This is a genomic window from Bacillus sp. AFS015802, assembly GCF_002561455.1.
Taxonomy (GTDB): Bacteria; Bacillota; Bacilli; order Bacillales; family Bacillaceae_B; genus Rossellomorea.
Genome location: NZ_NTUP01000063.1, coordinates 34,418 through 60,831, shown reverse-complemented (window position 1 = coordinate 60,831; position 26,414 = coordinate 34,418). Strand labels below are relative to the sequence as shown.

Annotated in this window: 35 protein-coding genes; 26 read left to right on the top strand and 9 right to left on the bottom strand. The window is 45.6% G+C overall.

Annotated features, from left to right (window positions below; translation table 11 throughout):
• The first annotated feature begins 2 nt into the window (after window positions 1-2).
• From CN378_RS16610 to CN378_RS16595, 4 genes are all read left to right on the top strand, one after another.
• The gene (locus CN378_RS16610; protein WP_098353611.1) at window positions 3-797 is read left to right on the top strand and encodes an SDR family NAD(P)-dependent oxidoreductase; all 795 of its coding nucleotides are present in this window, start codon (window positions 3-5) and stop codon (window positions 795-797) included.
• A 49-nt stretch (window positions 798-846) separates the two neighbouring features.
• Window positions 847-1,374, top strand: coding sequence for a DUF3221 domain-containing protein (locus CN378_RS16605; protein WP_098353610.1), 528 nt, complete (start codon window positions 847-849; stop codon window positions 1,372-1,374).
• Between the two features lie 181 nt (window positions 1,375-1,555).
• Entirely contained in the window at window positions 1,556-2,407 is an 852-nt protein-coding gene (locus CN378_RS16600) for a GRP family sugar transporter (protein ID WP_098353653.1), read from the top strand.
• Window positions 2,408-2,420: 13 nt separating this feature from the next.
• Window positions 2,421-3,206: a glucose-1-dehydrogenase gene (locus tag CN378_RS16595; RefSeq protein WP_098353609.1), complete on the top strand. Its 786-nt coding sequence runs from the start codon at window positions 2,421-2,423 to the stop codon at window positions 3,204-3,206.
• A 72-nt stretch (window positions 3,207-3,278) separates the two neighbouring features.
• Here the strand turns inward: CN378_RS16595 and CN378_RS16590 are convergent, their stop codons facing one another.
• On the bottom strand, window positions 3,279-3,581 hold the full coding sequence (locus tag CN378_RS16590; protein ID WP_098353608.1) for an EthD family reductase: 303 nt from the start codon (window positions 3,579-3,581) through the stop codon (window positions 3,279-3,281).
• 397 nt (window positions 3,582-3,978) lie between these two features.
• Here CN378_RS16590 and CN378_RS16585 point away from each other — a divergent pair, with 397 nt between their 5' ends.
• A complete protein-coding gene (locus CN378_RS16585) occupies window positions 3,979-5,241 on the top strand; it encodes a Y-family DNA polymerase (protein WP_098353607.1) in 1,263 nt (420 codons plus the stop codon).
• A 21-nt stretch (window positions 5,242-5,262) separates the two neighbouring features.
• The gene (locus CN378_RS16580) at window positions 5,263-5,595 is read left to right on the top strand and encodes a YolD-like family protein (protein ID WP_098353606.1); all 333 of its coding nucleotides are present in this window, start codon (window positions 5,263-5,265) and stop codon (window positions 5,593-5,595) included.
• Between the two features lie 51 nt (window positions 5,596-5,646).
• Here CN378_RS16580 and CN378_RS16575 read toward each other — a convergent pair whose 3' ends face one another.
• On the bottom strand, window positions 5,647-5,862 hold the full coding sequence (locus CN378_RS16575; RefSeq protein WP_034758155.1) for a CDGSH iron-sulfur domain-containing protein: 216 nt from the start codon (window positions 5,860-5,862) through the stop codon (window positions 5,647-5,649).
• Window positions 5,863-5,992: 130 nt separating this feature from the next.
• Here CN378_RS16575 and CN378_RS16570 point away from each other — a divergent pair, with 130 nt between their 5' ends.
• A complete protein-coding gene (locus tag CN378_RS16570) occupies window positions 5,993-6,325 on the top strand; it encodes an iron-sulfur cluster biosynthesis family protein (protein ID WP_098353605.1) in 333 nt (110 codons plus the stop codon).
• A 30-nt stretch (window positions 6,326-6,355) separates the two neighbouring features.
• Here the strand turns inward: CN378_RS16570 and CN378_RS16565 are convergent, their stop codons facing one another.
• From CN378_RS16565 to CN378_RS16555, 4 genes are all read right to left on the bottom strand, one after another.
• On the bottom strand, window positions 6,356-7,183 hold the full coding sequence (locus CN378_RS16565) for an aminoglycoside phosphotransferase family protein (protein WP_483295098.1): 828 nt from the start codon (window positions 7,181-7,183) through the stop codon (window positions 6,356-6,358).
• An 80-nt stretch (window positions 7,184-7,263) separates the two neighbouring features.
• Window positions 7,264-8,190, bottom strand: coding sequence for an alpha/beta hydrolase (locus CN378_RS16560; RefSeq protein ID WP_098353603.1), 927 nt, complete (start codon window positions 8,188-8,190; stop codon window positions 7,264-7,266).
• 119 nt (window positions 8,191-8,309) lie between these two features.
• The gene (locus tag CN378_RS22990) at window positions 8,310-8,441 is read right to left on the bottom strand and encodes a hypothetical protein (RefSeq protein WP_257141176.1); all 132 of its coding nucleotides are present in this window, start codon (window positions 8,439-8,441) and stop codon (window positions 8,310-8,312) included.
• A 58-nt stretch (window positions 8,442-8,499) separates the two neighbouring features.
• The gene (locus CN378_RS16555) at window positions 8,500-9,402 is read right to left on the bottom strand and encodes a hydroxymethylglutaryl-CoA lyase (RefSeq protein ID WP_098353602.1); all 903 of its coding nucleotides are present in this window, start codon (window positions 9,400-9,402) and stop codon (window positions 8,500-8,502) included.
• A gap of 169 nt (window positions 9,403-9,571) precedes the next feature.
• Here CN378_RS16555 and CN378_RS16550 point away from each other — a divergent pair, with 169 nt between their 5' ends.
• From CN378_RS16550 to CN378_RS16530, 5 genes are all read left to right on the top strand, one after another.
• Window positions 9,572-10,759 carry an acetyl-CoA C-acetyltransferase gene (locus tag CN378_RS16550; RefSeq protein WP_098353601.1) on the top strand — a complete coding sequence of 396 codons (1,188 nt, stop codon included), beginning with the start codon at window positions 9,572-9,574 and terminating at the stop codon, window positions 10,757-10,759.
• Window positions 10,760-10,795: 36 nt separating this feature from the next.
• Window positions 10,796-11,488, top strand: a complete 693-nt coding sequence (locus CN378_RS16545) for a CoA transferase subunit A (RefSeq protein WP_098353600.1) — start codon at window positions 10,796-10,798, stop codon at window positions 11,486-11,488.
• A 32-nt stretch (window positions 11,489-11,520) separates the two neighbouring features.
• Window positions 11,521-12,168 carry a CoA transferase subunit B gene (locus tag CN378_RS16540; protein WP_483295097.1) on the top strand — a complete coding sequence of 216 codons (648 nt, stop codon included), beginning with the start codon at window positions 11,521-11,523 and terminating at the stop codon, window positions 12,166-12,168.
• 114 nt (window positions 12,169-12,282) lie between these two features.
• Window positions 12,283-12,513: a YqkE family protein gene (locus tag CN378_RS16535; RefSeq protein WP_098353598.1), complete on the top strand. Its 231-nt coding sequence runs from the start codon at window positions 12,283-12,285 to the stop codon at window positions 12,511-12,513.
• Entirely contained in the window at window positions 12,492-13,040 is a 549-nt protein-coding gene (locus CN378_RS16530) for a GrpB family protein (protein ID WP_257141175.1), read from the top strand. Before CN378_RS16535 ends, CN378_RS16530 begins: the two co-directional genes overlap by 22 nt.
• A gap of 29 nt (window positions 13,041-13,069) precedes the next feature.
• Here the strand turns inward: CN378_RS16530 and CN378_RS16525 are convergent, their stop codons facing one another.
• Together CN378_RS16525 and mciZ are read right to left on the bottom strand one after the other, a co-directional pair.
• Entirely contained in the window at window positions 13,070-13,993 is a 924-nt protein-coding gene (locus tag CN378_RS16525; protein WP_098353597.1) for an aldo/keto reductase, read from the bottom strand.
• Window positions 13,994-14,073: 80 nt separating this feature from the next.
• Window positions 14,074-14,190: a Z-ring formation inhibitor MciZ gene (gene mciZ, locus CN378_RS16520; RefSeq protein ID WP_098353651.1), complete on the bottom strand. Its 117-nt coding sequence runs from the start codon at window positions 14,188-14,190 to the stop codon at window positions 14,074-14,076.
• 90 nt (window positions 14,191-14,280) lie between these two features.
• Here mciZ and CN378_RS16515 point away from each other — a divergent pair, with 90 nt between their 5' ends.
• Window positions 14,281-14,829 (top strand): NUDIX hydrolase, encoded by a 549-nt coding sequence (locus CN378_RS16515; RefSeq protein ID WP_098353596.1) that lies wholly within the window; start codon window positions 14,281-14,283, stop codon window positions 14,827-14,829.
• Between the two features lie 86 nt (window positions 14,830-14,915).
• Here the strand turns inward: CN378_RS16515 and CN378_RS16510 are convergent, their stop codons facing one another.
• Window positions 14,916-15,491 (bottom strand): GNAT family N-acetyltransferase, encoded by a 576-nt coding sequence (locus CN378_RS16510; protein WP_098353595.1) that lies wholly within the window; start codon window positions 15,489-15,491, stop codon window positions 14,916-14,918.
• Between the two features lie 131 nt (window positions 15,492-15,622).
• Between CN378_RS16510 and spoIIM the strand changes: the two genes are divergently transcribed.
• The 13 genes from spoIIM (at window position 15,623) to CN378_RS16445 (ending at window position 26,413) form a co-directional block, all read left to right on the top strand.
• A complete protein-coding gene (gene spoIIM, locus CN378_RS16505) occupies window positions 15,623-16,276 on the top strand; it encodes a stage II sporulation protein M (RefSeq protein WP_098353594.1) in 654 nt (217 codons plus the stop codon).
• Window positions 16,277-16,387: 111 nt separating this feature from the next.
• Window positions 16,388-16,846, top strand: a complete 459-nt coding sequence (gene fur, locus CN378_RS16500; RefSeq protein WP_098353593.1) for a ferric iron uptake transcriptional regulator — start codon at window positions 16,388-16,390, stop codon at window positions 16,844-16,846.
• 194 nt (window positions 16,847-17,040) lie between these two features.
• Window positions 17,041-17,268 carry a YqzK family protein gene (locus CN378_RS16495; RefSeq protein ID WP_098353592.1) on the top strand — a complete coding sequence of 76 codons (228 nt, stop codon included), beginning with the start codon at window positions 17,041-17,043 and terminating at the stop codon, window positions 17,266-17,268.
• Between the two features lie 6 nt (window positions 17,269-17,274).
• The gene (xerD, locus tag CN378_RS16490) at window positions 17,275-18,168 is read left to right on the top strand and encodes a site-specific tyrosine recombinase XerD (RefSeq protein WP_098353591.1); all 894 of its coding nucleotides are present in this window, start codon (window positions 17,275-17,277) and stop codon (window positions 18,166-18,168) included.
• 208 nt (window positions 18,169-18,376) lie between these two features.
• Entirely contained in the window at window positions 18,377-19,561 is a 1,185-nt protein-coding gene (deoB, locus tag CN378_RS16485) for a phosphopentomutase (RefSeq protein ID WP_098353590.1), read from the top strand.
• Between the two features lie 75 nt (window positions 19,562-19,636).
• Complete coding sequence (locus CN378_RS16480; protein WP_098353589.1) at window positions 19,637-20,452, top strand: purine-nucleoside phosphorylase; 816 nt, start codon at window positions 19,637-19,639, stop codon at window positions 20,450-20,452.
• Window positions 20,453-20,496: 44 nt separating this feature from the next.
• Window positions 20,497-21,801, top strand: coding sequence for a pyrimidine-nucleoside phosphorylase (locus CN378_RS16475; RefSeq protein WP_098353588.1), 1,305 nt, complete (start codon window positions 20,497-20,499; stop codon window positions 21,799-21,801).
• 485 nt (window positions 21,802-22,286) lie between these two features.
• Complete coding sequence (locus CN378_RS16470) at window positions 22,287-23,453, top strand: D-alanyl-D-alanine carboxypeptidase family protein (RefSeq protein WP_098353587.1); 1,167 nt, start codon at window positions 22,287-22,289, stop codon at window positions 23,451-23,453.
• Window positions 23,454-23,573: 120 nt separating this feature from the next.
• On the top strand, window positions 23,574-23,924 hold the full coding sequence (gene spoIIAA / locus CN378_RS16465; RefSeq protein ID WP_044340116.1) for an anti-sigma F factor antagonist: 351 nt from the start codon (window positions 23,574-23,576) through the stop codon (window positions 23,922-23,924).
• Between the two features lies 1 nt (window position 23,925).
• Window positions 23,926-24,369, top strand: coding sequence for an anti-sigma F factor (gene spoIIAB / locus CN378_RS16460; RefSeq protein WP_098353586.1), 444 nt, complete (start codon window positions 23,926-23,928; stop codon window positions 24,367-24,369).
• Between the two features lie 12 nt (window positions 24,370-24,381).
• A complete protein-coding gene (gene sigF / locus CN378_RS16455) occupies window positions 24,382-25,146 on the top strand; it encodes an RNA polymerase sporulation sigma factor SigF (protein WP_098353585.1) in 765 nt (254 codons plus the stop codon).
• Between the two features lie 234 nt (window positions 25,147-25,380).
• Complete coding sequence (locus CN378_RS16450) at window positions 25,381-26,001, top strand: stage V sporulation protein AA (RefSeq protein ID WP_098353584.1); 621 nt, start codon at window positions 25,381-25,383, stop codon at window positions 25,999-26,001.
• Window positions 25,991-26,413, top strand: coding sequence for a stage V sporulation protein AB (locus tag CN378_RS16445; RefSeq protein ID WP_098353583.1), 423 nt, complete (start codon window positions 25,991-25,993; stop codon window positions 26,411-26,413). The genes CN378_RS16450 and CN378_RS16445 overlap by 11 nt, the downstream gene beginning before the upstream one ends.
• Window position 26,414 lies beyond the last annotated feature (1 nt).

Sequence of the window (26,414 nt, the reverse complement as noted above, 5' to 3'; positions counted from 1 at the left end):
ATATGAACAGTAGAATCAAAGGGAAAACGATTATCATTACCGGTGCCTCGGGAGGAATCGGGGAACAGATGGCCATCAAGGTCGCAGAAAACGGCGGGAATCTTGCATTGATCGCACGCCGTGTCCATCTTCTCCAAGCATTGAAGGAAAAGCTGACAGCGGAATTCAAGTGTAAGGTGGAAGTGTATCCTTTAAATGTAACGGATTATGATCAAATCCCCCGTGTCTTCAACACGATCCTCGAGGATTTCGGATCGATCCACGCCTTGATCAATAATGCTGGATACGGGATCTTCCAGGAAGCGCATGAAACCTCCTTTCAAGATGTGAAAGGCATGATCGATGTGAATGTTCTTGGACTTATGGCATGTACAGGGGAAGTGCTTCCCCATATGCGCGAGCAGGGCTTCGGGCATATCATCAATATCGCTTCTCAGGCTGGGAAGTTCGCCACCCCGAAATCAAGTGCATATTCCGCTTCCAAGCATGCTGTCCTTGGGTATACGAACAGTGTAAGGATGGAAGCAAGAAGGTATGGGGTGAAGGTGACGGCGGTAAACCCAGGGCCGATTGCGACAGGCTTCTTCTCCATTGCCGATGAATCGGGGACGTATGTCAAGAATGTGCAGAAGTTCATGCTGGATCCTGAAGATGTAGCCGGGACGGTCGTGGCTGCGCTCTTTACCAACAAGAGGGAAATCAACCTGCCACGATGGATGAATATAGGAAGCTGGATCTATCAATTGTTCCCATCTTTTGTCGAAAAAGTAGGAAATAACCTTTTCTTCAAAAAATAGTGAAACCATTTGGTGCCCTCAATCGTCTAATGTAATAAGGGGGGAGTCTATGAAAAAATGTTTGACTGTTATGATCTTTTGTTCCTGTTTCCTCATCACCGGCTGCGGACTTTCAACATCTGTCAATTCATCTCAAGCGAGCACAGATTTCATAGGCTTTGTGACCCAGTTGGAAAACAATCAAGTGCTGATCAATGATATTTGGTTTTCTTTCGATCAACAAACCATCATGATGACGGATCGAGATGAAAAACTTCATAAAGAAGACATAGAAATGGGCAAAAAAGTGAGTGTGACTTTCAATGGTGAGCTGCAGGAATCTTATCCCAGAAGAGCTTCGGCAGATCAATTGGTATTTCTGACAGATAAGCAAAGCAAAATCGAAGAGACTGTCGTTAAATTGGTCATGAGAGATCCACGGTTTTCACAGGTGGTCATCCAGTCCATCGAAAAAAATCCCACCGGCCTATATTCGTTACGGTTCAAAGATCTTTCCATCGACCAGGATGTCCATGTCATGGTGAATATTGAGAATGAAAGAGTCATCGTCCCGATACATACTTCCACCATCAAATGATACAGAAGAAAGCGTTGTTGATTACATCCCAACGCTTTCTTTTTTTTTGAGGTTATACCGGGCGGAAGAAGGGTATGCATGTGAGAGTGGAAAATATTTTAGGTTTTTCTGTCGAAACGGCTAGAATTTTCGTTTCAGAGGAAAACTATGATCATTGTTGGAAAAAGGATGTGGACGTATGATAGGGATTCTTCTAGCCCTGATCCCCGCCGTCGCGTGGGGAAGCCTAGTGTTTGTAAGTGTAAAACTGGGAGGGAATGCATACAGTCAAACGGTTGGGATCACTGTTGGATCACTGCTGTTTGCGATTGGCGTTTTCTTCATCAAGTCCCCGGAGTTAACGTTATTCGTCTGGGGGATCGGCTTTATTTCCGGAGTCTTCTGGGCAGTCGGACAAGTGAATCAGCTGGCAAGTGTAAAATTCATCGGCGTTTCGAAAACTGTCCCGATTTCAACGGGAATGCAGCTGATTGGAACGACTCTCTTTGGTGTTCTGGTATTTAAAGAATGGAAAACGACTGAAACGATCCTTCTCGGAAGCGGAGCCGTTTTAGCTCTTATCATCGGGGTCGTCCTGACCTCATTCACTCAAAAATCCGAGGGGGATCAAGATTCTCAGCTGAAAAAAGGTCTGATGACGCTGCTCCTTTCAAGTTGTGGATACATAGCCTATGTCGTCATATTAAGATGGTTCGACATTGACGGCTGGGAAGCCATTTTGCCACAGGCGATCGGTATGTTCATCGGAGCCGTTGTCATCACTTTCAGACATAAACCCTTTAACAAATATACGATTCGAAATATCTTAACCGGACTCATGTGGGCATCGGGGAATCTCGGGTTGCTGCTTGCCCTTCCCCGTATCGGAGTCGCCACAAGCTTCTCCCTGTCCCAGACGGGAATCGTCATTTCTACCCTTGGAGGTTTGTTTTTCTTAGGTGAAAAGAAATCAAAAAAACAAATCCTCCTTGTCATTGCAGGATGTGTTCTGATCATTATCGGCGGCGTTCTATTAGGTTTCACGAAAGATTAAGGAGGAATGGAAAATGTATTCAGATTTAACGGGTAAGGTTGTCATTATCACGGGTGCTGCCACTGGCATAGGGAAGGCGATTGCCAAACGGTTTGCCAGTGAAGGCTGCAAGGTGGTCATCAATTATTTCAAAGAAGAAGAAAACCCTGAAGCACTGGTAAAGGAAATCGAAGAAGCCGGAGGGACCGCCTCCATCATTCAGGGGGATGTGTCTAAAGAAGAAGATGTCCAGGGCTTTGTCCGCTTTGCCCATGATACGTATGGCCGTCTTGATCTCTATGTGAATAATGCGGGGATTGAAAATGAAGTTCCGTCTGAAAACCTGCCGATTGAAGATTGGCAGAGGGTCATCAATACAAACTTAACCGGCACATTTCTCGGATGCCGTGAAGCGGCGAAATACATGCTCGAGCACAAAATCAAGGGTTCGATCATCAATGTTTCTTCCGTACATGAAATCATCCCTTGGCCTCACTTTGCTCACTATGCAGCCAGTAAGGGTGGGGTGAAATTATTAATGGAAAGTCTTGCATTGGAATTCGCACCCGATGGAATCCGGGTAAACAATATTGCCCCCGGTGCCATTGATACACCCATCAATGCCGAGAAGTTTTCCGATCCTGAGAAAAAAAAGGGAGTGGAAAAGCTTATTCCAATGGGATATATCGGGGAACCCGAACAGGTTGCTTCCTGCGCGGCTTTTCTCGCCTCTGATCAGGCAAGCTATGTTACGGGAACGACACTCATTGCCGATGGGGGCATGACGAAATATCCGGGGTTCCAAGCCGGAAGAGGCTGATGTAGGAATAGGAAAGGGCAAAATCACCAGGTGATTTTGCCCTTTTTCCATTTTACTTTGAGTGTAGTATTTTTACTCCACTATGGTGATGATTGGCGGTTTTTCTAAGTATTTCATAAAGTTGGGAACGTCATCTCCCACTGCTTTCCATTCTTCTGACTTGAACGCCTCTTTCATATCCGCTTTGTTTTCAAACTCGATCTCCGTTACTAAATAGAGCGACAAATCCGTATTTTGATTGGATAATACCCGCTGTACATTCGCATTTTTTACATGGGGTACCTTTCCTGCGATCGGCATATGGGTGTTGAAGTAATATTCCTCGCACGCTTCCTGATCCTTCGGCTTTTCATACATCACAATCACTTTCGCCATGTTACGCCTCCCTAGTCCTGATAAGGTATGTTCATTTGAATTTTAGCAATTATAGGAAATTATGACTATGTATTTCATGACAAAAATATCGACATAATCTGACTTTTGTTTCACCTTGAGGGCTTGCCGGGCCTGCCCAAGCCGCCTCCGCTTTTCTTGATCCAGCTCCGGCGGCTAGTCCCTCGAGGTCATAAGCTAAATTGACCAAAAAGGCAAAGAACGCCTTTCTGGTCAATTCATCTTATGCTTGTCGGGCCTAACCAAGCCGCCTCCGCTTTTCTTTTTATTCTCTCCTTTTCCATTTATTTAAGTTGAAAGGGAACGTATATTCGGTTAGAATCATAGATATACTATATAAGAACGTTTGTTCTATTTGGGTAAAATGGAGGACGAAGATATGACTGTCGATTACAGTGTGCTGCCACACCACAAGATTTTGTGCATCGATATGAAGAGCTTTTATGCTAGCTGTTCGGCTGTCATGGAGGGGCTGGATCCCCTTGAATGCCACTTGGCTGTCGTGGGGGACAAAAGTCGGCAGGGAAGTATTGTGCTGGCGGCCTCGCCCAGGATGAAGAAGGACTTTGGGATCAAAACGGGATCGCGGATGTTTGAAATTCCAAACGACCCGCGCATCCGGCTGGTAGAGCCGAAAATGGCGACGTATGTCCGGATTTCCACGGAGCTGACCCGCCTGTTTCATCGTTACGTGCCGAAGGATGCCATCCATACGTACAGCGTGGATGAAAGCTTCATCAAGATTGATGGAGCGACGGGTCTCTGGGGAGACGCCACCACCATCGCCCGCAAAATCAAAGATGATATGGAAAGGGAATTCCAGCTTCCATGCGCCATAGGAATCGGCCCCAATTTGCTCTTGTCCAAGCTGTGCCTGGATCTTGAAGCAAAGAAAAAGGGGATTGCCGAGTGGACATATGAAGACGTCCCTGAAAAGCTGTGGCCCCTGTCCCCGCTCCGTGAAATGTGGGGGATCGGCGGACGCCTTGAGAAGACCCTCAATCGCATGGGCATTTTCTCTGTCGGCCAATTGGCGAAGTATGACCTGGAGAAGCTTGAGGCGAAGTTCGGTGTGATGGGCAATCAGCTTTATTACCATGCCTGGGGGGTGGACCTATCCGAAATCGGGGCCCCGATCATGGATGGGCAGGTCAGCTTCGGCAAGGGGCAGATCCTGTTGCGGGACTATAAGGAGAAAAAAGAAATCAAACGTGTCATTTTAGAAATGTGCGAAGAAGTCGCAAGACGCGCCCGGACCCATCGTAAGGCAGGCAGGACCGTCAGCTTTGGGATCGGCTACAGCCATGAAGAATTCGGCGGGGGGTTCCACCGGTCCCGGACGATAGAGGAACCGACCAATATCACGATGGATCTGTACCGGGTCTGCCTGCAATTATTCGAAGAAAACTACAATGGAAAAACCGTACGGAAAATCAACATTGCCCTTTCAAATATCGTAGAGGACGGGGCGCTGCAGGTTTCACTTTTCGAACCTGACCGCTGGGAAAAGCGGGAACTCGGGTATGTAGTGGATCACATCCGGAACAAATACGGGTCAGGTGCCCTGCTCCGCGCGGTTTCCTATACGGAAGCCGGGACAGCAAGGCATCGTGCCCGCCTGGTGGGCGGACATAAATCGTAAGGAATAGAGGAGGTGAGAGTATTGATCCGCGATCGAGGAAGAATCAAATGGACATCCATGATGCTGCCCGAGCATGTAAAACTCTTAAGGGATTGGGCAAAGGAAGATACGCACGAAAAGAGGGTCGAACTTGACGAGCAGGAGCTGGACAGGATGAATGAAGTCGTGGCAGAGGCGATGGAGTTTGGTAGAATGGTATCGATTACTCACTATGCAAAGCATCGTCATCAATTATCGATTGGAACCGTTCATCATGTCGACCCGCTGGATGGGAAGCTGCACGTCGTAGACAGGTTCGAAGACGTACACTATATTCCCCTTGAAAGCGTTGTGGACATTCGTTTTTTCGACTGATCTTAAAAATAAAAAGAGAGACTTCGGGTGAAGTCTCTCTTTTCATTCCATTTACTCTTCGTCCAATACCTTTTCGGCACGCACACATGATTCGAATTTTCCTTTGTGAGAAGCGTCGCAGAACGGCATGTTGGTTGATAAACCGCAGCGGCAAAGGGTAAACACTTGTTTCGTTGGAAATACATTTCCGTCGGCATCAATCAGTTCCACATCGCCGCTTACGCGAAAAGAACCGTTATCATTCACTTTAATTTGAGCTTTTGTCATGAAAACCCACCCTTTCTAGAAAATACAAAAGAATCCCCACTATCGATAGTAAGATGAAAAGAGTAAAAAAGCAATATTCTAAAGGAATCAAATGAAATATGATAGGATAAGGGGCAGAGGAGGTCGTCGAATGAAAATCCAACTAACGAACGAAGCAACCCGAAAGATTCAAGATAAAATTGGGACACAAAAGGGTCACCTGAAATTAAAATACGATACAGAAGGCTGCGGCTGTGTGGTGAGCGGCATTCCTACCTTATGGTTTGTCCATCATCCTGTTGAGGGTGAAGATATAAAAATAGAAACCAACACCTTATCGATATTTGTAGAAAAGTCAAAGATGGTCTTTCTTGATGAAGAACTGAAGATTGATTTTTCTTCACAAAGCAATACATTCCAATTAAAAAGCTCCGGGCAGATCATAAATGGGAGAATGAACTTTTTGATGTTTCCAGGGGAATGAAAAGAAACGAAGCTGACTCTTAGTTAGATTTTAAGAGTCAGCTTCGTTTTCCCTCATCAACTCGTCAAACATCCCCGCCAAAGTAACCCCTGTTTTCCATCCACCCATACCATCCTCTACAGACCAGCAGGCAGATAGAATCGAATGACAGAACCCGTATCGGATCAAACGCCCATAAGAAAGGGAAAGAAGGGAAGCGATAGTCCGGGTCCTGTATCGGAGCAGCTCCAAAGGCACCTCCCATTTCTTCCACTCATTCAACATAAACTGAATGCAGTCATATTCCCGCTCGCCGATGAGTCCTTTTGGATCGATGGCCGTCCAGCCTGAAGACTCAGAGAAGAGTATATTCCCGTGATGCAGATCACCGTGAAGAAGATAGAAATCTGTCCCAGTACTCAAGAGCTGCGGATATAGCGCTTCAGCTTTTCCGACGAGCTCCGGAGGAATGGGGCCGGTTCCGCCGTTAAATCGCTCCCGTAACCTTCCGATTCCCTTTGACCAGGATTCAACCATAGGGTAGGGGTGGTTGCTGACAGGTTTATGCCAAAGTCCCTGGGCGGTATGGGCGAAGACAGAGAGCACCTCTTCTTCATCCTCAATAGAGAGGAGGGAAGATCCTGGCATGAGGCGATCTAAAAGAATCCAGCCTTCTTCCTTACTGTAGTCGAGCATCTTCACCATTCCCTTTCCTTGGAAATCCTGAAGGGCATGAAACTCATTGGAGAAATCATTGTTCGGATACCCGATCTTTAAAACGGCTCGCTCATGCAGGGTCTGGACGGGAATCACGAAGTTATAGCTTAGAGAAAAAGGCTCACCGTAGGTTAACTGGAATCGGTCTTTTAATGACTCCATGAGATCCTCCGTATCCGTGATCCATTCATCCCCCGAATCCCCATACATCGTTTGCATTTTTAACCTGAAATCCGTTGGAATCATGAGACGACATCCTTTCCCTTTAAAACAAATTGCTCCAGGAACCGTTGGATCAAATCCTCGTATTCTTCCGGGTTATCATTATACGATTGGGCGTGGGTCCCGTGGAAATCGAGGAAAAGCTCCTTTGGACCCTGCTTTTTTTCGTACAGATCCTTTGTCATTTGAGGCAGGATAAAGTCATCATTTTTGCTGTGAATGAATAGCACGGGCTTTTGGATGTTATGGACAACCGAAATAGGTGATAAATCCTTTAGTGTATACCCTTGCCTGAGCTTTAGCGTCCGATTGACGAGGGGAAGAAGGAATTTTGCCGGCATCTTCACTTCTACACCCATGCGGTAAGAGAGCTGTTCACCAAAGTCGGAGAAAGGACAGTCGGCAATATAAAAATCCGCCCGGTCTTCCACGCTGCCGGCATATAAAAGCAGGGTGGCAGCCCCCATCGATTCTCCGTGGATCCCGAAGAAGACATCCTCCCCTTCACGACGGATCAGCTCATCCACCACGGCCTTTAGATCATATTTTTCAAAATATCCATAGCTTGTCGTCTTCCCGCCGGATTCCCCATGACGCCTGTGGTCATAAATCACGGCATTAAATCCCTGTTTGAGGAAGAGATTCATATATTTGATCGAGTTCCATTTATTTTCCGTCACCCCATGGGAAAAGATCATGAATTTATTATGGGGGTGGGGCTTCACGAAGACCGCCTTAATGTCATAACCGTATCGGGAAGGGATCAGCACCTCTTCTTTAGGAAGGGAGTCATATTCCTCTTCAATCATTCGGGTCGATTCGGTTTCACGTGCACGGATGAAGTCATCCCCTTTTTTCGGTAAATACATAAATCGATTGGTAATATAAACGCCAAGCAGACCGATAGAGGAAAGGGTGCCCCCAAGGATCGCCAGTTTTTTTCTCATCGTCATCACCTCTGGGAAAATCGTTTATTCATATTGTAGCAAATGAAGGAAAAAAGAGGAATTTTGAAGGCGAAATAAAAAAGGTGCCTCTGGGAGAGACACCTTTTCAGGCATGGAACTTACGATTTAGCATTTTGTCCTTTAGTTGGATGAATGGCTTTATCCAGTTCTTCTTTCGCTATGGTATGTGAAACTGTATCTGCATTGGGTTTTCCTTTTTGACTGAATCCTTTATCGCGTTTTTGGCTCATATGGCTCATCTCCTTAAGGGTTATCTGGTATAGATTGCTCTAAGGAGAGGGGACGTATTCACGATTGATTCAATTCATACAGGCGGTAGTAACCGCTTTCAATCGGGCGGCTGACATGGGGCTTCACAAGCTCGATGGCCATTGCAAGCTTCTCGGGATCCACCCCTGTGGAAATCCCCATTTCCTCCAACATGTACACTACATCCTCGGTGGCGACATTCCCGGTTGCACCTGGGGCGAAGGGGCAGCCCCCAAGCCCGCCGGCACTGGTGTCAAAGCGGTCGATCCCCGCTTGAAGCGACGCCAGGATATTCGCCAAGGCCATCTTACGGGTGTCATGAAAATGCGCAGTCAGTAATGTGTGGGGCAATTCCTGCTTGAGCAAAGCAAACAGATCATGGGCTTCTAAAGGATTGGCCCGACCAATCGTATCGGCGACACTTAATTCGTCCACACCCAAAGAAACAAATTTCTTACACAGAGAAAGGGTGTCCTCCGGTAAGATTTTTCCTTCGTATGGACAATAGAAAGCGGTGGAGATACAGGCTCTTACGAAGTAGCCCCGTTCTTTCAGCTCATAAATAAGAGGAGCCAGTCCTTCAAGGGCTTCATCCGTTGTCTTGTTGATGTTTTTCTGATTAAAGGTGTTACTGACACCTACGAATACTGCCACGGACCGGCAGCCTGTTTCGTAGACACGCTCGATCCCTCTTTTATTAGGGGCCAGAACCATATCACGTGAATCCATGGTCATGCAGGAGTCGACAATCTCACCGGCGTCCTGCATTTGCGGAACCCATTTTGGGGAAACAAACGAAGTCAGCTCCATTTCTTTGATTCCCGCTTGTTTCAAACGAAAGATAAATTCTTTTTTCACGTCCGTTGGGACAAAGTTCTTTTCATTCTGTAAACCGTCTCTAGGTCCTACTTCAATAATCGTCGCTTTTTTAGGTAAATGCATAATTTCCCTCCCTCTTTCATTTTAAGAAAATTTCGACATATAAATCAATATAAAAATTTTTTGACAAATTTAGAGGAATTTAACCGCTTACATAGAATGAGTTAAAGTGGAACTGTTTTGAGTGAATATCAGCAAATCGATCAGTCAGAAGAGAAAGGGAGGAAGAAAGATGTCGAATGAAGTTGTCATCGTAAGTGCAGTACGCACAGCCATCGGAAGCTTTAACGGATCGTTAAAAGGTATTTCTGCTCCGGAACTTGGAGCGATTGTGATCAAAGATGCCCTTGAAAAGGCTGGCTTAAGCGGTAATGATGTGGATGAAGTAATCATGGGGAATGTGTTGCAGGCAGGATTGGGTCAAAATCCAGCCCGTCAAGCATCCATCAAAGCAGGACTGCCTGAGCAGGTACCTGCCATGACGATAAATAAAGTATGTGGATCAGGATTAAAGACGGTTCATCTCGCAACACAGGCAATCCTTTCAGGGGATGCAGATATCATCGTTGCAGGTGGAATGGAAAATATGAGTCAGGCTCCCTATTTACTCCAGGGAGCAAGGGAAGGATTTAAAATGGGAGACCAGAAAGTGGTCGACAGCATGATTTCAGACGGCTTATGGTGTGCCTTCAATGATTATCACATGGGTGTGACGGCAGAGAATCTATGTGACCGTTACTCCCTTACCCGTGAAGAACAGGACGAATTCTCGGCCTGGAGCCAGCAAAAGGCTGCTGCTGCCATTGAATCCGGCCGATTTGACGATGAAATCGTTCCGGTCACGATCCCGCAAAGAAAAGGGGATCCGGTCGTATTCAGCCAGGATGAATTCCCGCGTAAAGGGTCGACGGCCGAGAAGCTTTCCGGTCTGCGTCCAGCCTTCAAAAAAGATGGAACGGTGACAGCGGGGAACGCTTCCGGCATCAATGATGGAGCCGCTGCAGTAGTCGTCATGTCGAAGAAGAAAGCCGATGAACTCGGCATCACGCCGCTGGTGACGATCAAGGGGAACGCCAATGCAGGTGTAGATCCGAGCATCATGGGGATCGGTCCTGTTGCCGCCGTGAAAAAAGTATTGGAAAAAACAAAACTGTCGATCGAAGACATGGACCTGATTGAAGCGAATGAAGCCTTTGCCGCCCAGTCGTTGGCGGTGGATAAGGAACTTCAATTCAAAAAGGATGCCCTCAATGTGAACGGGGGAGCCATCGCACTGGGCCATCCGATTGGAGCAAGTGGTACACGCATTCTTGTGACACTGATTCACGAAATGAAGAAAAGAGGCGTTCAAAACGGATTGGCTACCCTTTGTATCGGTGGAGGCCAGGGAGTGGCGACAGTCGTTGAACTTCATAAATAAGGAATTGGAAAGATCCAGATTCGAGGAGGGAAAACAATGAAAGAAGTATACACTTCATATGATGAAGCGGTGGCTGACATCCATGATGGAGCCACATTAATGGTCGGAGGATTCGGTCTGTGCGGAATCCCCGAGAAACTCATCCTGGCCCTTGTAGAAAAAGGTGTGAAAAACCTGACCGTCATTTCCAATAATTGTGGAGTAGACGATTGGGGCCTCGGTTTACTGCTGAAAAATAAACAAATCGATAAAATGATCGGCTCCTATGTCGGAGAAAACAAAGAGTTTGAACGTCAGGTCTTATCGGGAGAACTTGAAGTGGAATTGGTTCCCCAAGGGACGCTTGCCGAGAAGATCCGTGCAGGCGGCGCAGGGATCCCTGCCTTCTACACGCCGGCAGGAGTCGGGACACCGGTAGCAGAAGGAAAGGAAACACGCACGTTTAATGGAAAAGAATATTTGCTGGAAGAAGCCTACACCGCAGATTTCTCCCTTGTTAGAGCGTGGAAGGCCGATAAGATGGGGAATCTGATTTATAACAAAACGGCGCAAAATTTTAATCCGATGATTGCAGCTGCAGGAAAAGTGACGATCGCCGAAGTGGAGGAGCTTGTGGAAATCGGGGAAATCAATCCGAATGAAGTCCACACACCAAGCATCTACGTTCAGCGACTGATTCAGGCAGATCAGGAAAAACGCATTGAAAGAAGAACAGTGAAGCAAGCATAGAAGGGGGAGTGGAACGGATGGATCGTGCCAAAATGCGTGAAAGAATAGCAAGAAGAGCAGAAAAGGAAATTGAAGATGGCTTCTATGTCAACTTAGGAATCGGGATGCCGACACTGGTCGCCAACTATATCACTGAAAACAAACAGGTTGTCCTTCAATCTGAAAATGGATTACTCGGAATCGGCCCTTATCCAGCCGAAGACGAAGTCGATGCCGACCTCATCAACGCCGGGAAAGAGACCGTTACGGCGATTCCGGGCTCTGCATACTTTGATAGTTCGGAATCATTCGGGATGATCCGCGGAGGACATATCAATATCGCCATCCTGGGCGGGATGGAAGTAGCCGAAAACGGTGACCTTGCCAACTGGATGATCCCAGGGAAGATGATCAAGGGAATGGGCGGAGCGATGGACCTCGTTCACGGAGCCCAGCGCATCATCGTCATCATGGAACACGTCAATAAAGCCGGTGAAAGCAAGATCCTGAAAGAATGCACCTTGCCCCTGACAGGTAAAGGCGTCGTGCATCGGATCATAACGGACCGTGCCGTGATGGATGTGACGGATGAGGGGTTACTGCTTCGTGAAGTGGCGAACGGTTTCTCTGTGGAAGATATCCAATCATCCACGGATGCGACGTTGATCGTTGGCGATGACGTAGTACTTGAAGCTTATTGATGGAGGAAGCCGGTTATAAGGGATGCAACCCTTGTAACCGGCTTTTTTTGAGCCCGGGTTTTGACTAAAACCAAAAAAAGATTTATAACTATGACAGATAGGGGGAATCACCACATGTCCAAGAAAAAGAAGCAGGAAGCGGAATTGACATTAAAGAATTCGATCAACCAGGATCTCTTCGAACAATTGAAGCAGAAGAAAGCAGAGCTTGAAAAGGTAGAATCTGTGAAGAAGGAAGAAGAGCGTATTCGGAAAATAGAAGAGAAAAAGCAGCGGGAAAAGAATAAGAGCTTTGAAGAGCTGCTGAATGAAAGCAATATGAATTGGAAGAATTACAAGGATTGATGAGAGATGTAAAAGTAGTGCCTCATCAAGCAGTATGGAAAGAGAAATTTGAAAATGAAAAACGTAATCTGAATAAGCTTCTTCCTGACGCAACCATCCATCATATCGGTTCAACCTCCGTCCCGGGTTTAGCGGCTAAGCCGATCATTGATCTCCTTATAGAAGTCCCTGACATAGAGATCATTGATGAGCAGACAGAAGGGTTCAGTCAACTGGGTTTTGTCGGAAAAGGCGAGCATGGCATCCCGAACCGCCGATTTTTTTATAAGGGAGAAGGGAATAAGAGGGCCGTTCATCTTCATATTTTCCCTAATGGAATCGACCATGTGATCAGGCACTTAGCATTTCGTGATTTTTTAAGGGAAAACCGTCCGGAAGCCCATCAATACGGTGAACTGAAATCAAGCCTGGCATTAAAGTTCCCAAATGACATGGAAAGCTACATCCAAGGGAAAGACCAATTTGTGAAGGAACTTGAGAAAAGGGCGTTAAACTGGTCCAAAAAAAATAAGCGGACAGGAAATTAAAATCCCTGACCCGCTTATTTTTTGTTCACTCAGTCCCTGTGTTGCTCATACCGTGACAATTTGGTTAATTGTTTAAGCATGTCAAGTTCTTCGGGAGATAATGGTGCTGCATTCACAGCATCGATATTCTCCTGAAGCTGTTGTACAGAACTTGCCCCGGGAATCACGGCAGCGACCGAATCATGAGCGAGATCATATTGCAGGGCCAGTTCGTTCATTGAACGGGTGTCCCCCATTTTTCCATGAATGGACTTCAGTGTTTCTTCAAGCTCTAGATAAGAATAGTCGAGATATCCATTTTCTTTCATTTTGGCAGACGCTTTGGAAAGCATCTTTTCAGATAGCAGTCCTTTTGCCAAAGGTCCGCGTGCCACAATACTCACCTTATTTTCATCGAGCAGGTCCATCCATTCTTCCGGGCGGCGATCGAGTAAGCTGTACTGCATCATGACGCTCTCAATGGAAGCACTCTTCAAGAATCGCTTAATGACATTCGGCCGGATGGAGGAGATTCCATAGTGACGGATCAAACCTTCACTCTTCAATTCTTCAAATGCCTCGATCGTTTCTTCAAAATGGTCTTCAATCGTCCCCCCATGAAGCTGATAAAGATCGATATAGTCCACTTTCAGGCGTGATAAGCTGTCCTTCACGGCAGATTTGATATAGGATTTGGAAGGATCCCAGCGCCAGCCATCCTCCACATCATCCCAGCGATTTCCTACCTTGGTGGCAAGAATAATGTCATCTCGGACCTTATTGATGGCTTTCCCCACAATTTCTTCATTTTGACCAAAGTCATATAAATCGGCTGTATCAAGGTAGTTGATCCCATTTTCCAACGCATGCTGCACAATATCCCTGGCAGCACTCTCTTCTGTTCCAAGAGACATACAACCGAGTCCCATCTTTGATACAAATAAATCGGAGTTTCCTATTTGTCTTTTTTCCATTGTATCCTTCCTTTCGGGAATTCGTACTCGTTATTATATTAACGAAAGTGAGCACGAATAAACAAAGGAAACGGTCGGTTTCAACGATTGGCTTCTATCCATTCCTTCACCGTGGCATACGTTTGACCATATTGCTTCAGTTTGGCTTTGATTTCCCATGCCTTCCCTACCAGGATGATCCGGTCTTTTTCAGCCATCACCTTCAAGGGGTTTCACCTCGATCCTCGAATGGGATATGGTAAAATGTATGAGGACAAGGTCAATGACAGAACAAGGAGAGTTGAACGATGAAAAAATTTGAAGAAAAGACGATCATAACGGAAACAATCTATCAAGGGAAAATCATTGATCTTCAAGTGGATGAAGTGGAGCTTCCAAACGGCAAGACGTCCAAGCGGGAACTGATCAAGCACCCTGGAGCTGTAGCGGTCATCGCACTGACACCGGAAGGGAAAATGGTGATGGTGGAGCAGTATCGTAAAGCGCTGGAAAAATCCATCATCGAAATCCCTGCAGGAAAACTAGAGCCGGGGGAAGAGCCGGATACAACCGCCCTCCGTGAATTGGAAGAAGAAACGGGGTATGGCTGCGGGAATCTGGAGCATCTTATCTCGTTTTATACATCACCAGGATTTGCGGATGAGCTCGTTCACTTGTATATCGCCCACGATCTGTATATGATCGAGGAGTCAAAAGAAGCGGATGAAGATGAATTTGTACAGTTAATGGAAGTGACAGTGGAAGAAGCGGCACAGCTTATAAAGGAACAGCGAATTCATGATGCCAAAACGGCATATGCCGTTCAGTATCTGCAACTGCAGCAGTTTATTAAGTAAGAGGAAATGGTTGGGCCCTGGTTGAGACAGGGCCCGGCTTTTTTGGACCAGCCCCAGCAAGCCTCACTCCATCCAGTCATCGACTCTTAATCGAGGTCCCCGGGAATCAGAGAATAGATACATGTATTCCGTGTCTCTGTCCCGCTCTCATCTAGACGATCTTGCCTTAAGATCCCTTCAAGCATGAACCCCAGTGTTTCAGGTACCTTTCGTGAACCTGTATTTCTCTCATCGCAGCGAATCTCCACGCGTTTGCAGGATAGGTCGTGCAGGGCGTAATGGGTTAACGCCTTCACGGCTTCTGCCATATACCCCATTTTAGTGTGCTTCGTGTATAGCCAATATCCGATTTCCACTTTGGGTACGTCCCAATCGATGCGGTGAAGTCCAGTCGAGCCAACAAATTCATTTGTTTCTTTCAAATAGATATGTAGTCGGATGTCGGTTTTTTTGATGAATTCCCCATAGGAATCCCGGACACCGGCTTCCACATCTTCAAGGGTTTGTTCTTTACGGGCGAAGGGAAGCCACGGTATGAATTCATTCCTTGATTCGGAGATGGCACGAAACACGTCGGCTCCGTCACCGGGCATGCACGGTCTGATGTAAAGGCGGGGAGTTTCGATCCGATCAGGAAACTCGATTAGACTTGGATTTTTCATAATGATTCCTCCACTTCCACAATAAGGTTTCTATGATTATACGTTTATCATGATGGAAGTTCAATAGAATAGAATAAACATGTCCCTCCAAACATATAGATTAGTAATCGATATCTGGGAGGAGCATTGTGATGCGCAAAAAAATATCAAATTCAAATCCACTCGTTCAACATGTACAAGCACATTCCTCGATCTATTTATTTATCATTACATTGTTTTTAATGGGGATCATTTTTGGTGCAATCGTCGTCAATTCCCTTTCTTTTGCCCAAAAGGAGGACCTGTATTTTTATTTGAGTAAGTTCTTCAGTGAAATGGAGGACGGGAGTATGACGTCAGCAGAAGAGCTTTTCCGTCAGAGCTTCCTTCATAATGTAAAGTATCTCGGGTTGATGTGGCTCCTTGGAATCTCGATCATTGGACTGCCCCTCATCTTCGTTCTGTTATTCATGAAAGGTGTCGTGGTTGGGTTTTCCGTCGGGTTTCTTGTGAATCAAATGGGCTGGAGCGGGTTTTTATTATCTTTCGTAAGCGTACTGCCACAGAATATCATCATTATCCCGGCGTTCATCTTTATCGGGGCCATCAGCGCAAACTTTTCCCTTACGTTGATCCGGAAGATTTTTATGAGACATACGTCGTCCATGCAATTCCAGATGATCCCGTTTCTATCAAGGTACGTCATTTTCATGGTGGTGGCCCTCGGGATTGTCACCGTTGCCGCAAGTATTGAAGCCTATCTTTCTCCTAATTTAATGGAAGCGGTCATATCGAAATTGAAATAAAATGATTCTTACATAAGAATCGTTTTATTTGTTTAATTATAATAATTTTATTTTGCTTATTCCTCCCGTTTTGATATAATAGTAAAGACATTGACGAGGGAGGCGAGGACTATGGAAAGCCGCATTGAACGAATAAAAAAACTGCTTCATTCTGCCAGCTACAAGCTTACGCCACAGCGCGAAGCAACGGTACGCGTGTTATTGGAACATGAAGAAGATCACCTCAGCGCCGAAGATGTATACCTCCTCGTTAAGGAAAAATCTCCGGAAATCGGACTGGCAACCGTATATCGTACGTTGGAATTGCTGTCTGAACTGAAAATTGTGGATAAAATCAATTTTGGCGATGGTGTATCGCGTTATGATCTCAGGCAAGAAGGGGCAGCCCACTTTCATCATCACTTGGTGTGCATAGAATGTGGAGCGGTCGATGAAATTCAAGAAGATCTCTTGGAAGATGTGGAAACGATTGTCGAACGAGATTGGAAGTTTAAAATAAAAGATCACCGCCTTACTTTTCATGGCATTTGTTCAAGATGCCAGGATAAAGAAGAGGACCCAGAAGAATAAAATGATCCCGGAAAGCCTTAAAGACCCCTGTGTTGTTTCGATGCGAAACATCCTATACATATTCTTTAAGGCTTTTTTTCATACTCTGATGGCATTTTTCGCAAGTTTCTGACTCCATAAGGTATAAAACGGTTCAAAAACGTCATAGCTTGTATTAATAGGCGTTAGTACCAGTGAATATGGAGGACGACAGGATGATAAAAGGGGTTCAAATGGTATGGCAGACCATTAAGGTATTTATTTTATTTACGGGATCAACGATTTTATTTTACTATGGTATCATGTGGATCAGTGAGGAATACGAAGGCTATCACAAATATGATGAGCCGGAGGGAGCAGCGGTGAAGGTTTATTCTTCCGTGACGGAGGAAAAAAGCCATTGGTATGATCGGTTATTATTTTTTTATATGAACGGGGAGTAATGCAGTGTGGAAGACCATATTCAAGATTTCATGCACTTTTTAATAGTAGAAAAAGGGCTTGCCAACAATACGATCGAGTCGTATAAGCGCGATTTAAGGAATTATGCCCTATATTTGACGAAGGTTGAGGAAGTAGCGGAATTGAACGCCGTTTCGAGAGTGAATATCCTTCAATTTCTCGGCCATTTGAAAAGCCAGGGGAAATCCTCTAAGACCCTTGCCCGGCACGTGGCATCCATCCGTTCCTTTCATCAATTTCTCTTAAGGGAAAAGGCGACGGAACAAGATCCGACTGTGCATATCGAGACGCCTAAGACCGAGAGGACACTCCCGAAAATTTTGAGCATTGCTGAAGTCGAGGCGCTACTCGAAGCTCCAGAAGAATCGACACCCTTGGGGATGAGGGACAAGGCCATGCTTGAAATCCTTTATGCGACGGGGATACGGGTAAGTGAACTCATCGGGCTTCAAATGGATGACGTCCACTTGACGATGGGATTTGTCCGCTGCGTCGGGAAAGGGAATAAAGAGCGGATCATCCCGATCGGACAGACGGCCATGGATGTCCTTGAGAAATACCTTGGGGATGCCCGCTTGAAATTACGGAGCACGAAACACCGTGATGATCATTTATTTCTCAATCACCATGGGAAAGGGCTGACAAGGCAGGGCTTCTGGAAGAATTTAAAGGCCCTTGCGAAGAAAGCCAATATTGAGAAGGATTTGACGCCTCATACGCTTCGCCACTCATTTGCCACTCATTTGTTGGAGAATGGAGCGGATCTCAGGGCGGTTCAGGAAATGCTTGGCCACGCCGACATCTCCACCACCCAAATCTATACACATGTGACGAAAACGCGCTTAAAGGATGTCTATTCACAATTCCATCCAAGAGCTTAATTGAATGCAGGGAGATTCCATAAAGAAATTACGATTCTTTAAGGGATCTCTCTTGTTTTTTTTGAGAGGGAAAAGTAGAATATAGATGTCAGACTTCTGACGTTAAATCCTGTCGATTGCTATAAAGCAGATAAGGGTATGATACGTTTGAAGATCAAAAATGTAACCGCTTTTTTTAAAAAGGATCATATATAGGAGGTTTACTTGGATGAGTAACTATACATACAAACGGGTTCACTTGATTGTAATGGATTCTGTCGGTATCGGAGAAGCACCCGACGCAGAACTATTCAACGATAAGGGGTCGGATACCCTTGGCCACATCGCTGAGCATATGAACGGCCTTGACATGCCGAATATGGGAAAACTCGGACTTTCAAATATTAAAGAAGTAAAGGGCATTGAAAAGGCAGACAAGCCGCTTGCTTACTACACAAAAATGCAGGAAGCGTCAGTCGGGAAAGATACGATGACCGGTCATTGGGAAATCATGGGGCTTAATATTGATAAACCGTTCAAGACCTATCCGGAAGGCTTCCCTGAGAAATTAATCAAAAGACTTGAAGCCGAAACGGGCAGAACGATCATTGGAAATAAGCCTGCGAGTGGTACTGAAATCATTGAAGAGTTAGGTAAGGAACATATGGAAACAGGGGCACTTATCGTCTATACATCAGCTGATCCTGTCCTGCAGATTGCTGCCCATGAAGACATCATACCGATCGAAGAACAGTATAAGATCTGTGAGATTGCCCGTGAAATCACGAAAGAAGAGGAATATCTCGTGGGACGCGTCATCGCCCGTCCTTTCGTCGGGGAGCCGGGTGCATTCAAACGTACTTCAAATCGTCACGATTATGCGCTGAAACCTTTCAACCGTACCGTCATGAATGAGCTGAAGGATTCCGGTTTCGATGTGATCGCCATTGGTAAAATCTCAGATATCTTCAACGGAGAAGGGGTGACGGAATCAATTCGTACGAAGCATAATATGCACGGTATGGACGGACTCATTCAATCATTCGATCAAGACTTCACAGGCTTGAGCTTCCTGAACCTTGTGGACTTCGATGCTTTATATGGACATCGCCGCGATCCAGAGGGATATGGGAAAGCATTAGAAGAATTTGATGCCCGACTGCCGGAAGTGTTCGAGAAAATGACCGAAGATGATCTTCTGATGATTACAGCTGATCACGGGAACGATCCTACTGCTCCAGGTACGGACCATACGAGAGAGTACGTTCCACTTCTCGTTTATTCAAAACGCTTTGCTGGAGGGAAAGAACTTCCTATCTCTGAAACATTCGCCGATATCGGGGCAACGGTTGCGGATAACTTTAATGTGACCATGCCGAAGTTCGGCCAAAGCTTCTTGACGAAATTAAAATAAAAATACGAGTAGGAGAGGGATGAAGCTGAACCACTGGCTCGTTTCCTCCTCTTTACGTTGAAAAGGAGTAATAAAATGAATTACGAAAACATCCAAAATGCAGCTAATCACTTGAAAAATCAATATACAGGACAGCCGAAGGTCGGATTGATCCTCGGATCCGGACTGGGTGTGCTTGCTGATGAAATCCAAAACTCGGTGAAAATCCCTTATAAGGAGATTCCTGACTTCCCCGTTTCAACGGTTGCGGGTCATGCCGGTCAATTAGTGTTCGGTCAATTAGCCGGGCAGGAAGTCGTCGCCATGCAAGGGCGCTTTCATTATTATGAAGGGTATGGTTTCGATAAAGTGACCTTCCCTGTTCGTGTAATGAAAGAACTGGGCGTCGAGGTATTGATTGTGACCAATGCAGCAGGCGGAGTGAACGAAAGCTTCCAGGCTGGGGATCTGATGCTGATTTCCGATCATATCAACAATATGGGCGGCAATCCGCTTATTGGATCGAATGACTCCCGCTTGGGGCCAAGATTCCCTGATATGTCAGAAGCGTATAGCAAAGAACTTCGTCAAAAAGCGAAAGAAATCGCAAAGAAACTATCCATTGAAGTGCAAGAAGGTGTTTATGTAGGGAATACCGGACCTACTTATGAAACGCCTGCTGAAGTCCGTCTTGCCCGCACCCTTGGCGGTGACGCAGTCGGGATGTCGACGGTACCGGAAGTCATCGTGGCCCGTCATGCAGGAATCAAGGTTCTCGGGATCTCATGCATTTCAAATATGGCTGCGGGAATCCTGGATCAACCTCTTTCCCACGATGAAGTCATGGAAACGACGGAAATGGTTCGTGCGAATTTTCTTTCCTATGTGAAAGAGATTGTGAAATCGTTATAAAAGCTGTGCCAGATTGATCAAATCGAAAAGAGTGGGTGAACACAATGAGAATGGTTGACTTAATAGAGAAGAAGCGTGATGGAAAAGAATTATCTACGGAAGAAATCAGGTTCATCGTGGAAGGGTATACAGACGGAAGCATCCCTGATTATCAGGTGAGCGCCCTTACGATGGCCATTTTCTTTAAAGATATGAGTGATAGGGAACGGGCAGATCTCACGATGGCCATGGTCGAATCAGGGGATCAAATCGATTTGTCTGCCATCGAAGGCATCAAAGTCGACAAGCACTCCACAGGAGGTGTCGGGGATACAACGACCCTTGTTCTTGGGCCGCTTGTAGCATCTGTCGGTGTCCCTGTAGCGAAGATGAGCGGACGAGGCCTTGGGCACACTGGTGGAACGATCGACAAGCTTGAGTCCGTAGAAGGTTTCCATGTGGAAATCGAAAACGATGAGTTCATCCGTTTAGTGAACAAGAATAAACTTGCCGTCATCGGTCAAAGCGGTAACTTAACGCCTGCTGATAAAAAGTTGTACTCATTGCGCGACGTAACGGCAACGGTCAACAGCATTCCGTTGATTGCAAGCTCGATCATGAGTAAAAAAATCGCAGCGGGAGCCGATGCCATCGTACTGGACGTAAAAACCGGTGCCGGAGCCTTCATGAAGACGTTGGACGATTCAAAGGACCTTGCCAAAGCCATGGTGAATATCGGGAACAACGTCGGAAGAAAGACGATGGCGGTCATTTCCGATATGAGCCAGCCCCTCGGATATGCGATCGGAAACGCCCTTGAAGTGAAGGAAGCGATCGATACGTTAAAAGGGAAAGGGCCGGAGGACTTAACGGAACTTTGCCTGACCCTCGGAAGCCATATGGTATTCCTTGCGGAGAAAGCATCGACATTAGAAGAAGCGAGAGCGTTATTGCAGAAAGCCATTGAAGACGGATCAGCCCTAGAGAATTTCAAGGTATTCCTTGAGTCACAAGGTGGAGATCCATCTGTTGTGGATGAACCATCCAAGCTGCCTCAAGCAAAGTACAAAATCGAGCTTGAAGCGAAACAGGACGGGTATGTATCTGAAATCGTGGCCGATGCAGTCGGAACGGCTGCCATGTGGCTTGGAGCAGGCCGTGCAACAAAAGATTCTGTGATCGACCTGGCCGTCGGTCTTGAACTTCGCAGGAAAATTGGTGATGAGGTGAAAGCGGGAGATTCCCTTGCCACCATCTACAGCAATGAAGAAAACATCGACAATGTGAAAGAGAAGCTTTATGAGAGCATTAAAGTGACATCTGAACATGTGGATGCACCAACGTTGATTCATACTGAAATCACGGGTTGATTTTTATAGAACCAGGGCCTTTGCCGAAGAGATTATTTCTCTTTGGCAGGGGCTTTTTTTGATGCGGATCGGATAAGGAATTTCCATTTTTTACAATGAGACGCAATTGTTGGAGAGAATGACGCAATTGCTCACGGAAATGACGCAATAAAATTGAAAATGACGCAATCATCAAAAACAGTGGCACTTTTTAAGCATGCAAACCCCAACTGAAGCCATCCCAATGACCAAATCCTCAAGCAAAATACTCATTTCTCATCTTAGATTCACATTTTTACGAATTCAGGTTCCCGTTTCTCCATCAAACCACGATTTGCCAACAATCTCTTTCCCCTGAACCAACACAAACTCCCTCCCGACAACCTCACAAGCACCTTCATCTCCCGCTACTTTTTTACCAATGTTTGTATAAAAAAGATGAGGATGGAAAAAATGGATCTATGAGTATTGAAATAATAACGAGATTTTGATTGGAGGACAGTTGGATGAAACGTTTAGCGTATATAATGGTGACATTTGTTTTGACAGCTTTTCTTTTTCCTTCGATGGGATTTGCACAGGAAAAGAAATCCGAATTGGCTGATGTAGCGAAATCGGCAATATTAATCGAGCGTGACACAGGAACGGTTCTATACGAAAAGAACAGCCATGAAAAGCTGGCACCGGCATCCATGACAAAGATCATGACGATGACCTTGATCATGGAAGCCCTTGAAAAGGGTCAAATAAAGTGGGAAGACAAAGTTCGTGCAAGCGAATATGCCGCATCCATGGGTGGATCACAAATCTTCCTTGAGCCTGGTGAGAGCATGTCTGTAGAAGAAATGCTGAAGGGGATTGCGATTGGCTCGGCCAATGATGCGTCTGTCGCCATGGCAGAGCATATTGCAGGAAGCGAAGAAGCCTTCGTTGAGAAGATGAACAACAAGGTGAAGGAGCTTGGGTTGAAAGACACTCATTTCAAGAACCCTACAGGTCTACCTTCGAAAGATCATTACAGTTCGGCACATGACATGTCCATGATGGCCAAGGAACTTCTTAAATATGACGGGATCACAAAGTTCACGGGCAGCTATGAATCCTACCTGCGTGAAGGATCGGATAAAAAATTCTGGCTCGTGAATACGAATAAATTGGTCCGCTTCTATGACGGGGTGGACGGGTTGAAAACAGGTTTCACGAATGAAGCGAAATATTGTCTGACAGCTACGGCGAAGAAAGACAATATGAGAGTGATCGCAGTCGTGTTCGGTGCACCAACGCCGAAGGAGCGGAACAATGAAGTCAGTAAAATGCTGGATTATGCCTTCAATCAGTATTCCACCAAGCCTCTATTCAAAAAAGGTGATTCCCTGGCCCAGGTGAAGGTGTCGAAAGGGAAGGAGAATAAGGTGGAAGCCGTAACGGAGGAGCCGATTTCACTTCTTACCCAAAAAGGTGAAAAACTGGACGAAATCGAACAAAAGATCACCCTCTCAAAAGATTTGAAAGCTCCTATTAAAAAAGGAGACAAAGTCGGTACACTCGTGGTGATGAATAAAGGGAAAAAGGTAGTGGAAAGCACCCTCGTTGCCAAGAAAAATGTGAACGATGCCAGCTGGTGGGAGTTATATAAAAAATCCTTTGGACTTTTCACGATGGTAGGAAAGTAACAACCGCCGAAAATAACCACTAATTATGACGAATTCCTTCTAGTTTTGTCATGGAGAAGGAATTCACTAATAAAATAGCGAAATGACTCACTATACGACAGAGAAGGAGGCTTTCTGATAGTGAGTCTTGCTATTAACTTAGAAGTCAAAAAAGATGTACTGTGTGTCCGTTTAAGTGGTGAGTTGGATCATCATACCGCTGATGAACTCAGGGAAAAAGCTTCAAACCTGATTGAAAGTGAGAATGTGAAGCATATCATTTTGAATTTAGAGGAATTAAGCTTTATGGATAGTTCAGGTTTGGGTGTCATTCTGGGTCGATACAAGCAGATTAAGCAAAAGCATGGAGAAATGGTGGTATGTGCGATATCCCCTTCTGTAAACCGGTTATTTGAAATGTCAGGATTGTTTAAGATCATTCGTCTTGAACCGTCTGAAGAAAATGCATTACAAAGATTGGGGGTCGCCTAACATGAGAAATGAAATGAACATTCAATTCAGTTCTTTAAGCCAGAATGAGTCTTTTGCCCGCGTGACCGTTGCGTCATTTATTGCCCAGCTGGATCCGACAATGGATGAGCTGACGGAAATCAAGACCGTCGTTTCGGAGGCTGTGACCAATGCCATCATTCACGGATACGAAAACAGGCCGAACGGGACGGTTTATATTTCCGTGATCATGGAAGAGGATGGGTTTATCGATATGACCATTCGCGATGAAGGAATCGGGATTGGCGATGTAGATGAAGCCCGTCAACCACTCTTCACCTCCAAACCTGAACTGGAACGTTCTGGTATGGGCTTTACGATCATGGAGAATTTCATGGATGAAATAGAAGTGTCATCACACCCAGGTACAGGCACCACGGTAAGACTGAAGAAGCACTTGACCAATAGTAAAGCGCTATGCAATTAAGGAGTCGTGCCCATGGATGTCGAAGTGAAAAATGAAAAGGAACAGACCTTTTTGAAGGATCATGAGGTGAAAGAGCTGATCAAGCAAAGTCAGGATGGCGACCAAAGCGCAAGGGACCTGATCGTCCAGAAGAATATGCGCCTGGTATGGTCCGTCGTCCAACGCTTTCTCAATCGTGGTTATGAGCCGGATGATCTCTTTCAAATTGGCAGTATCGGGTTGCTGAAATCAGTGGATAAGTTTGATTTAAGCTACGATGTCAAGTTTTCGACCTATGCTGTTCCGATGATCATCGGAGAGATCCAGCGATTCATCCGGGATGATGGAACAGTGAAGGTGAGTCGTTCCCTGAAGGAAATGGGGAACAAAATCAGGAAAGCGAAGGATGAACTCTCCAAGAAGTTCGGCAGGGTTCCGACCGTCAGTGAGCTTGCCGAGCATCTCGAATATTCCGTTGAAGAGGTGATCATGGCACAGGAAGCGAGCCGTGCCCCTTCGTCGATTCATGAAACCGTGTATGAAAATGATGGGGACCCGATCACGCTTTTGGATCAGATCGCCGATAATACGGATAACAAATGGTTTGACAAGATTGCCCTGAAAGAAGCCATCCGGGAACTGGATGACCGGGAGCGCCTGATTGTGTATTTAAGGTACTACAAAGACCAGACCCAATCGGAAGTGGCCGATCGGCTGGGAATATCACAAGTGCAGGTATCAAGGCTTGAGAAGAAGATCTTACAGACGATGAAAGATCATATGCATACAGATTCGTAGGTGAAATACCCCTGCTGATTCCAATCAATTTGGATCGGCAGGGGTATTTTTTTGAAGAAGATCACTTTGAAATTGTTTCCAAATGTGTTCTGCTCCAGTCCTTCTCTTCACGTTCATCCATCTCCTATGTGCATCTTGATCATATGATCACAGGTGTGGTCATTACATAAATTAATTCCGTTAATCCATACTATTGGTACGAAGAGAAAATCATGTTTTCAGGAAGTGAACTGCATGGAAGGTATTTTGTATATACGCTTACGTCATCGAGTGCAGGTAAGGGAAGAGAGTCTGGTCAGGCTTTCCCAGCTGGCTCAAATCATAGCATCTGAACATATTGTCGAAGATATAAAGGGAATCCCGATCCATCAGGTGACACCTTCTGATAAGAATATCATTGTCGTGGATATCATGGAGGTCATCCGGGAAGTATGCAAAAAGCATTCTGACCTGGATATTCAGACGATCGGGCCGACACAAAGCATTATTGAAGTGATCTATGAGAAAAAGAAAGTCTCCCTCCCGCTGTTCATTGGCGTTTGGTTACTATTATTCATCGGTGCGGCCCTGGCGATTATGAATTTTCATGAAGATGTAAGTATGAGAGAAGTTCATCAAAGGCTGTATCATTTTGTCACGGGTGGAGTCGATCCCCACCCATTATTATTCCAGGTTCCATATTCGTTCGGGTTAGGCCTTGGAATGATTTTGTTCTTTAATCATGTGTTTCGTAAAAGACTCAATGAAGAGCCGAGCCCTCTTGAAGTTGAAATGTTCAACTACCAGCAGGATTTAGACCAATATGTCATTATGCACGAAAATAAAGAAAGCCAGAAGAAACTAGATGACCATTAATGTCTTGCTCACCGTATTTATCGGATTTGCTGGTGGATTGGCAGTAGGATCGGGGTTTGTCGCTTTCTTGACGGTATTGGGGATCATCCCGCGTTTGACGCAATTGACAAAAACAATGAAAATGATTCACTACTATGAATTGGCAGTCGTTACAGGAGCACTCTCCGGCGGGGTCATCAGCCTGAATAATTATACGCTTCACCTTTCCCCATTGGTCCTCATCCCCATCGGGCTCATGAGCGGGGTATTTATCGGCCTGTTGGCTGCTGCATTGACAGAAGTACTGAATGTGTTTCCCATTTTGGCCAAACGGATCGGAATCGATGGACAGATTGTGATTCTGATCATGGCGATCGTGTTTGGGAAAATTTTCGGTTCTCTATTTCATTGGCTCTACTTGGTTCATCAATAAT